Raw genomic sequence first — 14,917 nt, forward strand, 5'->3', positions numbered from 1 at the left:
TACAAAGTACTAATCATTTTTTATAAATACCAATAAATTAAAAAATTATTTTTATTTAACAGATACATCTACTTTATCATCAATATAGTCTTTAATAAATTTATAAGGAACTATTTTATTAAATTGAGGGTAGGAGGAGATGAATCTAACATATACAGGAGCTTCATATAAGCTAGGATTAGCTTCTAGAAGACCTTTATCTCCATTAGCTACAGCACTTATAGACATAGGAAGAAGCTCTAAAAACTTTTCATATCGATATTTAGCCACATCATAAGGATAATCACCAACAAATACTGCAAAAGTTATTTGATACCTATCACCATATATAAAATACCATTGACTATATATTAAGTTCGTACTAGTAGTATATAAATCTAGATTATAAAAGTATGGTGAAATAGATAAATTAACTTCTCTTGGATTATCTAGGTGAAGTATATTATACCTTCTAAATCTAATAGGTGACGTAGCTGTATATGGTGGTTCTATAACTACATTAACCTTAGACAAATTTAAATTTCTCAATATTATCACATCCTAATTTAGTTGTACTATATTATATTTTTTAAGACAACTTTTGTGATAGATATAACCAATCATGATTTATATTAATAAAAAATCTTATAAATTTTTATAAAATGTAACATACGTTACAGAAAAAATAACCAATAAGGAGTATCCTAAAGATAAGAAAACACAACAGTGATGGAGGAATAATTATGGAAAATAAAATGTTCTGTTTCCAATGTCAAGAAACAGCAGGATGTACAGGATGTACAAAATTTGGGGTATGTGGAAAATCACCAGATCTAGCAAGAATGCAAGATTTATTAATATATGTAACTAAAGGATTATCAGAGGTTACAACTAGACTTAGAAATGAAGGAAAAAAAGTAGCAGATGAAGTTAATAATTTAGTAACTATAAACTTATTTACAACAATAACTAATGCTAACTTTGATGATTTAGTATTCTATGAAAGAGTTGCAAAAACTTTATCAACTAAAGAAGAATTATTAGCTACATTAGAAAATAAAGAAAACTTATCAGAAGCAGCTTTATGGAATGCATCAACTAAAGAAGAAATGGATGAAAAATCAAGTAAAGTAGGAGTATTAGCTACTGAAAATGAAGATATAAGAAGTTTAAGAGAGCTTATAATATATGGATTAAAAGGAATGTCTGCATATATGAAACATGCTAATGCACTAGGTTATGATAGTGAAGAAGTAAATACATTTATGCAAAGTACATTAGCTAAGACTTTAGATAACACTTTAACAGCAGATGATTTAGTTGCATTAACACTAGAAACAGGTAAGGTTGGGGTAGATGCAATGGCTTTACTTGATAGTGCAAATACTGGAACTTATGGACATCCAGAAATAACTAAAGTTAATATAGGTGTTAGAAATAATCCAGGTATATTAATATCAGGACATGATTTAAAAGACTTAGAATTATTACTTAAGCAAACAGAAGGAACAGGAGTAGATGTATATACTCACTCAGAAATGTTACCAGCTCATTATTACCCAGCATTTAAAAAGTATTCACACTTTGTAGGTAACTATGGAAATGCTTGGTGGAAGCAAAAAGAAGAATTTGAAAGCTTCAATGGTCCAATATTAATGACTACAAACTGTATAGTTCCTCCAAAGGATAGTTACAAAGATAGAGTATACACTACTGGAGCAGCAGGATTTGCTGGATGTACTCATATAAAAGGAAATTCAGAAGATGATAAAGACTTCTCACAAATAATAGAACATGCTAAAAAATGTCAAGCACCAGTTGAAATAGAAACTGGAGAAATAGTAGGTGGATTTGCTCATAATCAAGTATTTGCACTTGCAGATAAAATAGTAGATGCTATAAAAACTGGAGCTATAAAGAGATTCTTTGTAATGGGTGGATGTGACGGAAGAGCTAAGTCAAGAAACTACTACACAGAATTTGCAAAAGCTATACCACAAGATACTGTTATATTAACAGCAGGATGTGCTAAATATAAATACAATAAGTTACCATTAGGTGATATAAATGGAATACCAAGAGTATTAGATGCAGGACAATGTAATGACTCTTACTCATTAGCACTTATTGCATTAAAACTTAAAGAAGTATTTGAATTAGAAGATATAAATGATTTACCAATATCATTTAATATAGCTTGGTATGAACAAAAAGCTGTAATAGTATTATTATCATTATTATACTTAGGAGTTAAAAATATACACTTAGGACCAACATTACCAGCATTCTTATCACCAAATGTAGCTAAAGTTTTAGTTGAAAACTTTGGTATAGGTGGAATAACTAATGTTGAAGATGATTTAAAAATGTTCTTAGGAGAAAAATAGGTTATAAAAGTAATATTAATTATATAAGTTACTACTTATATAATTAATATTACTTAATACAAAAAGTTTCCTATAAAAAAGGAGATGGATAAAATGAAACTAATTGCTACAAACTTAAATAATATAGAAACAAATAGAGAAATATTAGTTCAAAACGAAAAATTCAAAAATATACTTTTTAAATTTGAGGAAGGTAAAGGTTTACCAAACCATACTCATAATGGATATGCTACTGTTCAAGTTATAAGTGGAAGTGTTGATATTGAATTTAAGACAGGAGAAAAATTCGTTTTAAATCCAGGAGACTTTTTACCATTTGATGCAAGGGTAGAACATAATGTAATAGCAAAAGAGCTTAGTTCAATTCTTGTTACAATAATATTTTAAAAGCTAGAATATATAATAGGAGATATAAAATGAAAGCATTTGTAGATAGAGATACATGTATAGGATGTGAAGGTTGTGTAGGTATATGTCCAGATGTATTTAGCATGGATGATGAAGGAAAATCTGTACCAGTAACAACTGATATCCCTGAAAATGAAATAGAATCAGCTAATGATGCAATGGAAAATTGCCCTGTAGGTGCAATAACCATTGAATAAATATTATATTTAATTTATTATACATATATGGTAATACTAAAAAATCCAATAGACAAACTATTGGATTTTTTAATTTTGTATTATATTATATAAAAAAGATATAGGACAAGTATATAATACACTTAATATCCTATATCTATGATACTATATTTAACTTTAATCTCTTTTTTAGTTATGTAAATTTTACTATTTACAAATAAAATTATAATTGTAAATAAAAAAATATACATACTACCTAAAGTTTACCTAATTGTTCTTGAAATTTTGAAGAAACTCCATTTTCATTTTTGCAATTAAAATCACTTAATGTTGAAATCCATAAATCAATTACTGACTCAATTTTACTATTTACAATAGATGAAGGATCTATATCATTGAAACTTAAAATATTAGTTAATAGATATTTTTTTAGTTCATCTCTTTTTAAATAATCATCTACATTTTTGCACTTATCGCAATAATTAGAATATGTATTATAAATTTGACCTAAGTAACATTCTTTATCAGTAAGGTTATTTAATTCTTTTATTGTTTTTAGAGCATTTAAAAGATTTTCTACCTTATTATGAAGAGGAAAATCTAATTCAAGCTCTTCAACCTCATTGAAAAAATTATAAGAGAATTTTATTTCTGTTAGATCTTTTAATAGATTGTCGTTAAAATCCACTTCATTTTCTTTAGCTTTTTGTACAAGCTCTTTTAATCTAATAGAAGTATACTCTATAGTAAAATTACATAATTGTTTTTCTAATGTTTTATTTTTATCTTGCATTTTTATTACTCCTTTTGATATTTAGTATATTTAATATGATACTCTTAAAAAATAGAAAAAACAGTAACTTATGTTACGGATTGGGTGGTATATAATGCAATATAATAAATACATAAATTGATAGTATTAATTTTAAAATTAATGAACAGATTACTAAATAAAGTTAAATAAAACTTAAAAACAATATCTTAATTAATAAAGGAGACAAAATATGAGTAGATTTTTAGCACCAATACACACTTGGTTATTTAATAAAGTAAAATTAAGTCAAGATTTAGAAGAACATATAGTAAGATTACACGCAGATAGATATCAAAAAGATGCATTAAAAATACAAGAAGAAGCAGTTACTTTATATGGAAAATATTTAGTAAATAAGCCATTAGAAGAATTAATAGATGTAGATAATATACATGGGTGGTTACAAGAAAGAATAAAAGAAGTTGAAAGTAGAACTGCATATATAGTGACTAAATATAAAGAGATATATGGAGAAGATAGTGTAGAACTTACAAAAAATGCATATACTCAACAAGCTATAGAATGTGCAAAAAATGAATCTAATAAAATAGATACACCAGAAAATGTATATGTTTCTTTAAATAATTATATATTAGCTGGTATGCCTTGTGATAAAGCAAGCTCTGTAATAGAAAAAAATGAAGAATATATAAAATATCAAGAAAATAAAGATATACACAAATCTAATTATGAACTAGGTAAAGGAGATTTAGAATATCTATATAATCTTAGAGAATTATGGATAAAGTCATTTGTTGAAAATCTAGGTATTAGATATGCTTATGAAAGTAAAGTTAGTGGAAGTATTAGTGATAATAAAATTATAAAGCTATAAATTAAAAAGTAGTTGAAGAATTTTTTGATTTTTCAGCTACTTTTTACATGTAAGGAAATGTTATTATATAAAAAATTACAAATAGCATAAAATATTAACAAAATAATATTATATAAAAAATAGGTGATAAACTATGATAAAAAGAATATTTTGTGCAACTTTAATTTTATTTTTTATTATTAGCACTGTAGTTTACAGCAATGGGCAATTAAAAACAAACAAAAATAATAAAGAAATGCTAGAAAATTTATTAGATGAAGACAATATTTTATGGAGAATTGACAGTGATAATGATGGAATAACAGATGCACTTGAAGAAATAATAGGGAGTAATAAATATAAAAAAGATAGTGATGAAGATGGATTAAATGATAAGATTGAAATTGAATTAAATCTTAATCCAAATAAAAAAGATAGTGATAATAATGGGATAGAAGATAAAGATGAAGATTTTGATGATGATGGTAAAAGCAATGGATATGAATTAAAATATAAAACTAATCCAAAATTAAATGATAAATTTATAACTCCGCGATTTAGAAATAAAAATGTAAAAGTAAATGGTGAGATGTTACTTGAAAGTTGTAAGTTAAGTTATGAAGGTATAGAGAAAATGAAAGTAGGAAAAACAGTAAAAGAAGTATTTGGGAAAAATTATAATCTTTTAAGTGATTTTACTATAATAAGAACTACAGGACATACTAAAGGATTTTCTGCGATAGCTTTAAAAAATGGAGATGCTTTGATAATAGCTTATCAAGCTAGTAAAGATTATAAGGATTGGCTAGGTAATTTTTTAACGCAATTTATGCCTCATCCTCAAAGAAATGCTTGTATAGAATTTCTTACTCCACTTATAAATAAAGAAGATAAAATATATATAACAGGTCATTCACTAGGAGGCCTTTTAACTCAATACGCTATATATGAACTTTACAACAATGGTTATAAAAATATAAAAGGAATAACTTTTAATGCTGCTAATAATATGAACCCTAACCATATAAAAGGTGAATATGGACCCTTAATACTCAAAAAAAGCTTAGTAGGATATTATATATCAGCTTATGTAGATATACTCTCAGAAACAGATGAAAAAATTAAAGATAAAAAAGAATTAATTGAGTTTTTTGATAAATCAATAGAATCAGATGGATTTATAGATATTAATGATAAAAAATGGAGAAGTAGTGATTTTTTTATAAATTATGATAAATTTATAGAAAACTATATAGTCAAAGGAGACCCTTTATATACAATAATAAATGGAGGATATTTAGGTAAATATAATAAAAAAGATTATGGATATAAAAATAAAGAAATTATAAAAAATGAAAAAGATTTCTCCAATGCTCATAGAATTGAAAATTTTGAAAATGATATTGACTTAAAAAAATCAATAGAAATAAATTAAAATATAAAAGCACCTATGTAGCTAAAAACTTACTTAGGTGCTTTTATATTTTAATACAATCATACTACTTTATAATATGAAAAAGCCTGCTGCTATTATAAAGTACACAGAAAGTAATTGGACCCCTTCTAGCCAATTGCTTTCTCCATCGCTAGCAACTCTATTAACAATAAGAACTGCAAAAATAAGAGACACTAATTCAAAAGGGTTAAATACTATGCTCATAGGAGTAAATAGTAAGCTTAAAAATATTAAAACTGGAGCAACAAATAATATTATTTGTAAACTTGAGCCAATTGCAATTTCAACTGATACATCCATTTTATCTTTCATAGCCATAACAATAGCTGTAGAATGTTCTGCTGCATTTCCTATAATAGGTATAAGAATTATACCAACAAAGAATTCACTAAGTCCAAGAGTTTTAGTTAAAGAATCTATACCACTAACTAAAAATTCACTTTCAATAGCTATAAATATAGTAGCTAGAGCAAGCACTATAATAGATTTTTTTAATGTCCATTTAGCGCTACCTTCATCATCACTATGGTTTATAGAATATATATCTTTATGAGTAAAGAATGAGAAAACTAAACTTAATATATATATAGTAAACATAATTATTGCAACTACCACGCTAAGACCTTCATATTTAGTATTTAAAAGGGAAGGATCAATAGTATGTGTAAAAACAGCAGGAATACAAAGTCCTATAACTGCAAATAAAAGCATACTAGATGATACTTCTACAACCTTTTTATTAAAGGTTTGATTTTTATGCTTTATACCACCAAATAGCATGCTAGCTCCTAAAACTAATAATATATTTCCTATAACTGAGCCAGCAATAGAAGATTTTACAACATCAAATAAGCCAGCTTTTAAAGCAAAGAATGAAATTATAAGTTCTGTTGCATTTCCAAAGGTCGCATTTAAAAAACCTCCTATTTTAGGACCTGTATAAAAAGAAATTTCTTCAGTTGCTTCACCCATAAGACCAGCAAGTGGTATTATCGATAAAGCAGCCAAAATAAACATAAGAGTAGGTGGGAAATGCATAAATTCACCTACAAAGCTTATAGGTATGAAAATTAATAAGTATTTTAAAATATTCATATATACCTCCATATATATTTGAAAATGATTAGAATTATAACTATTATACCATTTATTACCTAAATATACATAAATAAAAAGTTATAAAGTTAGGATATACATTTATCACTTAAAATACTCAAATAATTTTTAAATTAAGATAAATAAAAGGCATCTTTATATAGCCAAGTGTTATAACTAGGTTGCATAAAGATGCCTTCAAGATAAGTACATAAAATAGTACTATGCAGTAAATTCTTCTTCAGAAAGTTCTACTAATCTTTTTGTAAGTATATTTCTTTTTATACCGTATTCATTTTCTCTCTCAAATTGTATTTCAAATCCAAGTTTTAAAACTGTATTTAAGCTAAAAATATTTTCTGTAGCTATAGCAGTTATTATAAAGTCTTTACCTCTAAGTAAAGATTCTTCTATTCTAGTTTCCATAAGTGTTCTGTGAAGAGCATTTCCTCGATAAACAGGGTCTACCATCACATATCCAGATACATAGCTAGAATTAATATCTAAATCATCTAGCCCTAGCTCGTAAAGATAATCTAAATAATCTCCACTAGGAGCTTCACAAAGAGCTGAAGCAACTAAAGTTTCTTCAACATAACAACCAATTATAAATCCACCTTTATCTAAAACATCCATCAAATAAAGCTCATCACGAGACTTTAACCAATTTTTATTATCTAGAGCATCACTCACCCTATTGTATAAATTAGTAACATCATTAAAGTTAGTTGCTGTTATATAACATACATCAGCATATAAGTTTTCACATAGTTCTCCATTAAATTTAGATAACTTTACTCTTTTTATCATAATAGACACCATTTGTTCACACAAGTTCGCTAGGCTTATGCAGTTTCTTAAAAAACTTCTCATACTTTCATATGAGAGCAGACTATTTCTTCACCCTCGACATTACTCGTTAGGGGCAACCTACTTCCACTATCAATCGCTTATAGTGTACGAGATAAATCTCTAGTCGTTGAAGGTTTCCCTATTCGGGACTTCCCTGCAAGAACATCCATTGTTTTGGTACTTAGGGTTTAACCATATACCATCCTAAGACTTCTTTCTACTTTCGTTCCTTCACGCTTAAAGCTATTCGCTTTTACGTTGTGGCACTTAGGCTTTAGGAATTACCTGCAATTCAGGTTGTACCATATGCAGATTTCTCTACATACGAGGCTAAGCTTACCTCTTTTCTTATTTTAAAAATACAAATATTATTAGATGGATTTCAATTTAATATTCATTGATAATTTATTATAACATAATACTTAAAAAAGTATATTAAAAATTATATTTTTTTATAAAAAAATTTAAATATTAAATGAAATTTCAAAAATACCATAATAATTCAAATTTCAAAATTGAAATTAAAGTTGAATCAATTTGAAATCATTGCTATATATAGGAATATAAAATATTTAAGAGGAGAAAATAATAAAGACAACAAATTAAGGAGAAAAATATGACTACTAAAATAAACAAAATAACTATTGTACTTATACTAGTTATAATATCACTTTTTAATTTAGGTATGAAAAAAAATGAAATTATAAAAGATCCTAAAATATTTAAAAATATATATATAGAAGATATTAATGTAGAAGACTTAACTACAAGGCAAGCAGAAGATAAAATAAATAAATATTATCATCCTAAAAATATAAATATAAGATACAATCAAAAAACATGGGTAATAAATAAAGATATAATAAAATTAAATTATAATGTAGATAAAGCAGTAAAATTAGCAAAAGATTATACAAGAACTGAGGATAATTTATTAAATCTAAGAAGAATATTTGATTTAGCTATAAAAAAACAACATAAAATAAAGCTAAAAGCATCATATGATGAAGCTAAGCTTAGTGAAATAATAGAATCTATAAAAGAAGAAATAGATAAAAGTGAGATAGATGCTACTGTAAGTATAAGTGAAAGTTCACAAATAAAAACAACTGAGTCAAAAGATGGGTTAGAAGTAGATGTTTCTAAGTTAAAAGAAAAAATATATGAAATGATAAAAGAAAAAGAAATAAAAGATATATATCTTCCTGTTAAAGTAATAAAGCCCAAAATTAATACATCAGATGTAAAAAGTATTAATGCTATATTAGGCCAATATAGTACTAGCTTTAATGATAAAAGTTCAAGAGGAAACAATATATATATAGCAGGAAAGAGTACAAGTGATATAGTTATAATGCCAAATGAAACTTTTTCATATAATTCAGCTACAGGACCTAGAACTTGGTCTAATGGATATAAAAGTGCAAAAGTTATAGTAGGAGGTAAATATGTAAACGGAGAAGGTGGAGGAGTTTGTCAAGTTTCAACTACAATATATAATGCAGCTCTTATATCTAATATGGAAATAGTAGAAGTACACAATCATACTTATCCATCTAGATATGCACCTAGAGGAAAAGATGCAGCAGTATCCTACGGTTATATAGATTTTAAGTTTAAAAATCCATATAGTCATCCAGTTTATATAAAAAATATAATAAAAAATGGAGCTATAACAACTAAAATATATGGATGTGATAAAGATAGAGAGAAGTTATATATAAGGACTGATGAAAAACATGAAGAAGAAAAAATATATGTAAATACTTATAGAGTATATTTAGATAATAACAATCAAAAAGAACGAGAAGAATTAGTAGCTAAAAGCATATATAAAATAAAAAACCAGTAATTATTTTTTACTGGTTTTTTGCATGAAATTAAAATTTTTTTTCATCTTAAAATTTAATTAAGTATACAAAAAAATATACGGTTAATTTATTTAAAATTAAAAAATAAAAAATATTTCTAAATATTGTAATTTTACTTATAAAATGGAAAAAAAATGTATAATATAGTAAGAAAACTAATTATAGTGATAATGTTGCGTTTCTTTTATAATATTTAGAAATATAACTATATTTCTAAATATTATAAAAGATAAAATTTTAATGATATATTCTGTTTATATAATAAAAAGCAAGGGTATATAAAAAATACAAATATATAAAAAATGCAATAATTAAAATTAACTAAAAATTAAGATAAATTAAAAATTTTGGAGGTATTGTTGTTATGAGAAAATTTGTATGCACAGTTTGTGGTTATGTTTATGAAGGTGAAAACTTGCCTATATCTTGTCCAGTATGCAATGTAGGAAGTGAAAAGTTTGAAGAAATGAATAGTAAATTAATATGGGCTGATGAACATAGAATAGGTATAGCTAAGGGGATAGATGAAGAAATACTAGAGGGGCTTAGAGCTAATTTTGTTGGAGAATGTACTGAAGTTGGAATGTATATAGCAATGAGCCGTCAAGCAGATAGAGAGGGATATCCGGAAATTGCAGAAGCTTATTTAAGAATAGCTTATGAAGAAGCTGAACATGCAGCAAAATTTGCTGAACTTTTAGGAGAAGTTGTTGTTGCAGATACTAAGTCTAACCTAGAAGCAAGGGTTGAGGCTGAATATGGTGCAACAGATGGAAAATTAAAACTCGCAAAAAAAGCAAAGCAATTAGGCTTAGATGCAATACATGATACAGTTCATGAAATGTGTAAGGATGAAGCAAGACATGGTAAAGCATTTTTAGGATTATTAAAAAGACATTTTAGCAATAAATAGTAAGTAAGGCTATCTTTAAAAGATAGCCTTTTTTACGCTCAAGGAAATTATGATACTTAAAAAACTGTGGATAACTATTGAGGTTTAAGTGTTTGCAGAGCGTAAAAAAGACATTTTGAGCAACGGAGAAAGTCGTTGGAGACATGAGCGAAGCGAATTTTTTATATATAAAAAAATTGTATAATTTATAAAAGTGATATAAATAGGCATAATTAAAATGAAATAAAATTTTAATGAAAAATTTAAACAAAAGTTATTTAAAAAAATTTTAAGTCATATTATAAATAATGGAATATAGATTAAAAACTTTTAAGTATCACAAAACTTGTCACAAATAGTTTATAAGAAATAGTAGAACAATAACTATAAATATATATTAAAATTTAGAATCTATATTAATATAAAGAAAATTATAAAAGGAGAGTCTAAATGCATTCACAAACTGAACTAGGAGTAAAACATGTCAATTCTTTATTATTTAAGTATTCAGTACCAGCAATTATAGGAATGCTTGTTAATGCTTTATATAATGTAATAGATAGAATGTTTATAGGAAAAATTCCTGGAGTTGGACCACTTGCTATAACAGGCCTTGGAATAACTATGCCAATAGCTACCATAATACTTGCATTTGGAATGTTAATAGGTATTGGTACAACTACTAACATATCTATAAAACTTGGTCAAAAGAAAAAATATGAAGCAGAAGTACTGCTAGGAAATGCAGTAACATTATCCTTAATAATAGGTATTATATTAACTATAATAGGTATTATATTTAGTGAAGATATTCTTATACTATTTGGTGCTAGTGAAAATACTTTAATATATGCAAAAACTTATATAGATATAATACTTGTAGGAAGTGTAGTTAACTTACTTTCTTTTTCACTATATCATTCTATAAGAGCAGACGGAAATCCTAGGATATCATCAGGAATAATGATTCTAGGGTGCATATTAAATGCAAGTTTAGATTATTTATTTATATTTATTTTTAATTTAGGAATACAAGGAGCGGCTCTAGCTACTATAATAGCGCAATGTGTAACGGCGATACTTACTATTTTGTATTATTTATCTAAAAAATCTAATTTAAAAATAAGGAAAAATAATTTAATATTAAGAAAAGATTTAGTAATTAGCACATTTGCTATAGGTATGTCGCCATTTTTTATGCAGTTAGCTGCAAGCTTAGTTCAAGTTATATCTAATAATGCACTAAGAACTTATGGCGGAGACTTAGCTATTGGTGCAATGACAACAATTTCTTCTATAGCTATGATATTTTTAATGCCTATATTTGGACTTAACCAAGGTGCACAACCTATAATTGGATACAACTATGGAGCTAAAAAATACAATCGAGTCAAAAAAGCATATTTAATGTCTTTAAGCGTAGCAACAATTATATTGTTTATAGGTACATTTTTTATACAAATGTATCCAAAATTTTTTATTGGATTATTCAATAAAGATGAAGAGCTTATGAAAATATCCATACAAGGAATTAGAATATATCTATTTATGATGCCAATCGTTGGTATATCAATAACTGGAAGTAACTTTATACAGTCTATAGGTAAGGCTAAAATTGCTATGCTCTTAAGTTTACTTAGACAAGTAATACTTTTAATACCATTTATATTAATACTCCCACAATTTTTAGGACTTAATGGTGTATGGTTATCTCAAGCTTTAGCAGATTTAATATCTACTATACTTACTATAATAGTCTTATACAAAGAATTAAGAAGTTATAAGATATTAAATGATGAAGGAGAAGATATATTAAAAGCTGAGTTAGAAGAATATGCATTAGAAAAAGAAAGTGATAAAGATGAAAAGTAGCTTATATTAGCTACTTTTTTTAATAGAAAGAAAATTATAATTTTTTCATTTTATATATAATTTGAAATATTTAATCTTTTATTGAAATATATGACAAATAGATTAATCTACACAAAAAATCAATAAAAAGTGCTAAAATATTATGATGAAAGTAATATTTATAAAAAGGTGGTGTAAGATGAAAATACTTATTGTGGGGAGGGTTGATTCTCTAATAAAATCAATAGCTCATAGATTCTATAAAGAGGGAAACAAAGTGTTTATTTTAAGTGATGATGAATTAAGAGAACCATATTATAAAAATTATAAACTAGATTCATTAAATCATAAATATGATTATATATTTAAAAATACACACTTTGATAAAGTTATATATATAAATCATAATATTGAAAGTAGTATATTGTTAAATATTTTAGAGTTATCTAAAACTTATGAAACCTCTCAAATTATAATGGTAAATTTAAAGAATAAAAGTAAAGAACATATACTTTGTGAGAATATTTTTAGAGAATTTAAAAGATTATATGATATAAATATGTCTATTTTATACATAGATAGAGTATATGGTGAAGTAGATTTAAAAGAAAAAGAAGATATAGTATTAAACATAATTAAAGATGTAGTAGATAATAAAAATAAGAATTATGATAATAGCTTAAAAAATGGATATATTCACTATTTAGATGTGGCAGAGGCTGTATATTTATTATCTAAATATAATAAAAATAAAGAGTATTATATTTGTGGGTATGAATTAGCTAGCGATAAAGACATATATAATTTAGTATTAAGTACTATAAAAAATAAAGATAGCTATACATTAGAAAAAATAAATACTAAAGGATTTAAGGAATTTAAAGAAGATACTAACTTTTATATAAAATTTAGTTTAGGTAAAGAGATAATAACTATATACAATAAGTATATAAACGAATCTAATAGTACTGAAAAAATAAAAGAAATTAAAAAAGATAAAAAACAAAATGAATTTATAAAAGTAACTAAGCCCTATGTAGAAAACATAGGTATGTTTTTGATTGTATGCTTTATATCATCATTTTTATCTAGGAATAATTCAATATTTACTATAATAGACTTAAAAATTATATATATAATTGTAATAGGTATGATGCATGGAATGAAGCAATCTGTAATAGCATCTATATTATCTTGTTTATTATTAATATTAAACCAATTATCACAGGGAATATCTATTATATCAATATTTGTACTTAGTCAATCTTTAGTTCAAATGTTAATGTATGTATTGCTAGGAATATATACAGGATATGCTAGTGACTTTAAGAACAATCAAATAAAAGAATTAAAAAGAATAAATGAAGAAAAAAATAGTAAATATGAATTTTTAGAAGATATATACAACTCAACATACGAAGAAAAAAGAGAGTTAGAAGAAAAAGTTATAAGCTCTAAGGATAGTTTTGGTAAGATATATTCTTATGTAAAAGAGCTAGATAGTTTAAAGCCTCAATATATATTAAGATCATCTATAGATATTATGGAAGAGTTTTTAGAAAATAATAATATATCTATATATACTTTAAATAATGATTACTTAAGGCTTAATGTAAAATCTAATAATAAGGATTTTAACCCACTAAAAAGTATCAAAATAAATGATTTATACGAAGCTAAAGATAAACTACTAAATAAAGAAATATATATAAATAAAAACTTAAATCCAAAGTTACCTTCTATGGTAGCACCAATAGTAAAAGACAATAAAATAATAAGTATTATAATGGTAGATAAAATTAAGTTTTCAAAGATGAATTTATACTATCAAAATCTATTTAAAGTTATAGTAAGTTTAATTGAGACATCTATAATAAAAGCTTATAATTACGAAGAAGCAACTATAAAGCAAAGATATATAGACGAAACTATCTTTTTAAGAAAAGAGTATCTAAAAAGTGCCTTAAAAGTATGTGAGATATCTAAGAAAGAGAAGAAATCAGACTATACACTTTTAAAAGTTGATATGTTAAATGATATTAACTTTTTATCTAAAGAAATATCTAAGTGCATAAGAAGTACTGATTTAGCTGGAGTATGTAATAATCATGTATACATAATACTTAACAATACTAATAAAGAAGAAAGTAGTATAGTAAAGAATAGATTACTAGGTAAAAATCTAACAGTAAAAATAGTAGATGGAGTAGATGAAGATGATTAAAATATATGTCATTAATTTTTTAATAGGTCTATTTATACTACTACTTATGAAAATTTTTAGAGTGAAAAATGCTTACACCAATTTCTTACTAATTATAG

The 14,917-nt window shown here is 25.3% G+C and carries 13 protein-coding genes; 9 read left to right on the forward strand and 4 right to left on the reverse strand.

Annotation, left to right across the window (positions count from 1 at the left end):
• Window positions 1–51 precede the first annotated feature (51 nt).
• Window positions 52–513, reverse strand: a complete 462-nt coding sequence (locus tag I2H23_RS03170; RefSeq protein WP_195581041.1) for a staygreen family protein — start codon at window positions 511–513, stop codon at window positions 52–54.
• A gap of 209 nt (window positions 514–722) precedes the next feature.
• Between I2H23_RS03170 and hcp the strand changes: the two genes are divergently transcribed.
• From hcp to I2H23_RS03185, 3 genes are all read left to right on the forward strand, one after another.
• A complete protein-coding gene (hcp, locus tag I2H23_RS03175; RefSeq protein WP_195581042.1) occupies window positions 723–2,366 on the forward strand; it encodes a hydroxylamine reductase in 1,644 nt (547 codons plus the stop codon).
• A gap of 93 nt (window positions 2,367–2,459) precedes the next feature.
• Window positions 2,460–2,753 (forward strand): cupin domain-containing protein, encoded by a 294-nt coding sequence (locus tag I2H23_RS03180; RefSeq protein ID WP_166505276.1) that lies wholly within the window; start codon window positions 2,460–2,462, stop codon window positions 2,751–2,753.
• 29 nt (window positions 2,754–2,782) lie between these two features.
• The gene (locus I2H23_RS03185) at window positions 2,783–2,971 is read left to right on the forward strand and encodes a ferredoxin (RefSeq protein ID WP_092926200.1); all 189 of its coding nucleotides are present in this window, start codon (window positions 2,783–2,785) and stop codon (window positions 2,969–2,971) included.
• Window positions 2,972–3,206: 235 nt separating this feature from the next.
• Here the strand turns inward: I2H23_RS03185 and I2H23_RS03190 are convergent, their stop codons facing one another.
• On the reverse strand, window positions 3,207–3,743 hold the full coding sequence (locus tag I2H23_RS03190; protein ID WP_195581043.1) for a hypothetical protein: 537 nt from the start codon (window positions 3,741–3,743) through the stop codon (window positions 3,207–3,209).
• A gap of 211 nt (window positions 3,744–3,954) precedes the next feature.
• Between I2H23_RS03190 and I2H23_RS03195 the strand changes: the two genes are divergently transcribed.
• A complete protein-coding gene (locus I2H23_RS03195; RefSeq protein WP_195581044.1) occupies window positions 3,955–4,599 on the forward strand; it encodes a hypothetical protein in 645 nt (214 codons plus the stop codon).
• A gap of 133 nt (window positions 4,600–4,732) precedes the next feature.
• Window positions 4,733–6,013 carry a DUF2974 domain-containing protein gene (locus I2H23_RS03200; RefSeq protein ID WP_195581045.1) on the forward strand — a complete coding sequence of 427 codons (1,281 nt, stop codon included), beginning with the start codon at window positions 4,733–4,735 and terminating at the stop codon, window positions 6,011–6,013.
• A gap of 69 nt (window positions 6,014–6,082) precedes the next feature.
• On the opposite strand, the gene cax is transcribed toward I2H23_RS03200, so the two are convergent.
• Both cax and I2H23_RS03210 read right to left on the reverse strand, forming a co-directional pair.
• On the reverse strand, window positions 6,083–7,129 hold the full coding sequence (gene cax, locus I2H23_RS03205; RefSeq protein ID WP_092926192.1) for a calcium/proton exchanger: 1,047 nt from the start codon (window positions 7,127–7,129) through the stop codon (window positions 6,083–6,085).
• A 222-nt stretch (window positions 7,130–7,351) separates the two neighbouring features.
• Window positions 7,352–8,002, reverse strand: coding sequence for a GNAT family N-acetyltransferase (locus I2H23_RS03210; protein WP_176698686.1), 651 nt, complete (start codon window positions 8,000–8,002; stop codon window positions 7,352–7,354).
• Window positions 8,003–8,597: 595 nt separating this feature from the next.
• On the opposite strand from I2H23_RS03210, the gene I2H23_RS03215 reads away from it, so the two are divergent.
• The 4 genes from I2H23_RS03215 to I2H23_RS03230 all read left to right on the forward strand — a co-directional run bounded on the left by I2H23_RS03215 (window position 8,598) and on the right by I2H23_RS03230 (window position 14,819).
• The gene (locus I2H23_RS03215) at window positions 8,598–9,833 is read left to right on the forward strand and encodes a VanW family protein (protein WP_092926188.1); all 1,236 of its coding nucleotides are present in this window, start codon (window positions 8,598–8,600) and stop codon (window positions 9,831–9,833) included.
• Window positions 9,834–10,216: 383 nt separating this feature from the next.
• Entirely contained in the window at window positions 10,217–10,765 is a 549-nt protein-coding gene (locus tag I2H23_RS03220; RefSeq protein WP_092926186.1) for a ferritin family protein, read from the forward strand.
• A 429-nt stretch (window positions 10,766–11,194) separates the two neighbouring features.
• Window positions 11,195–12,616, forward strand: a complete 1,422-nt coding sequence (locus I2H23_RS03225; protein WP_092926184.1) for an MATE family efflux transporter — start codon at window positions 11,195–11,197, stop codon at window positions 12,614–12,616.
• Window positions 12,617–12,794: 178 nt separating this feature from the next.
• Entirely contained in the window at window positions 12,795–14,819 is a 2,025-nt protein-coding gene (locus I2H23_RS03230) for an NAD(P)-dependent oxidoreductase (RefSeq protein WP_195581046.1), read from the forward strand.
• The last annotated feature ends 98 nt before the right edge of the window (window positions 14,820–14,917 follow it).

Origin of the sequence: Romboutsia sp. BSD2780061687b_171204_C1 (assembly GCF_015560225.1) — a bacterium.
In the GTDB taxonomy this organism is placed as follows: domain Bacteria; phylum Bacillota; class Clostridia; order Peptostreptococcales; family Peptostreptococcaceae; genus Romboutsia_C; species Romboutsia_C hominis.

Bases quoted from the DNA above. Each gene is read 5' to 3' on its own strand.
- hcp (WP_195581042.1), top strand. From the start codon at position 723: ATGGAAAATAAAATGTTCTGTTTCCAATGTCAAGAAACAGCAGGATGT.
- I2H23_RS03180 (WP_166505276.1), top strand. From the start codon at position 2,460: ATGAAACTAATTGCTACAAACTTAAATAATATAGAAACAAATAGAGAA.
- I2H23_RS03185 (WP_092926200.1), top strand. From the start codon at position 2,783: ATGAAAGCATTTGTAGATAGAGATACATGTATAGGATGTGAAGGTTGT.
- I2H23_RS03190 (WP_195581043.1), bottom strand. From the start codon at position 3,743: ATGCAAGATAAAAATAAAACATTAGAAAAACAATTATGTAATTTTACT.
- I2H23_RS03195 (WP_195581044.1), top strand. From the start codon at position 3,955: ATGAGTAGATTTTTAGCACCAATACACACTTGGTTATTTAATAAAGTA.
- I2H23_RS03200 (WP_195581045.1), top strand. From the start codon at position 4,733: ATGATAAAAAGAATATTTTGTGCAACTTTAATTTTATTTTTTATTATT.
- cax (WP_092926192.1), bottom strand. From the start codon at position 7,129: ATGAATATTTTAAAATACTTATTAATTTTCATACCTATAAGCTTTGTA.
- I2H23_RS03210 (WP_176698686.1), bottom strand. From the start codon at position 8,002: ATGAGAAGTTTTTTAAGAAACTGCATAAGCCTAGCGAACTTGTGTGAA.
- I2H23_RS03215 (WP_092926188.1), top strand. From the start codon at position 8,598: ATGACTACTAAAATAAACAAAATAACTATTGTACTTATACTAGTTATA.
- I2H23_RS03220 (WP_092926186.1), top strand. From the start codon at position 10,217: ATGAGAAAATTTGTATGCACAGTTTGTGGTTATGTTTATGAAGGTGAA.
- I2H23_RS03225 (WP_092926184.1), top strand. From the start codon at position 11,195: ATGCATTCACAAACTGAACTAGGAGTAAAACATGTCAATTCTTTATTA.
- I2H23_RS03230 (WP_195581046.1), top strand. From the start codon at position 12,795: ATGAAAATACTTATTGTGGGGAGGGTTGATTCTCTAATAAAATCAATA.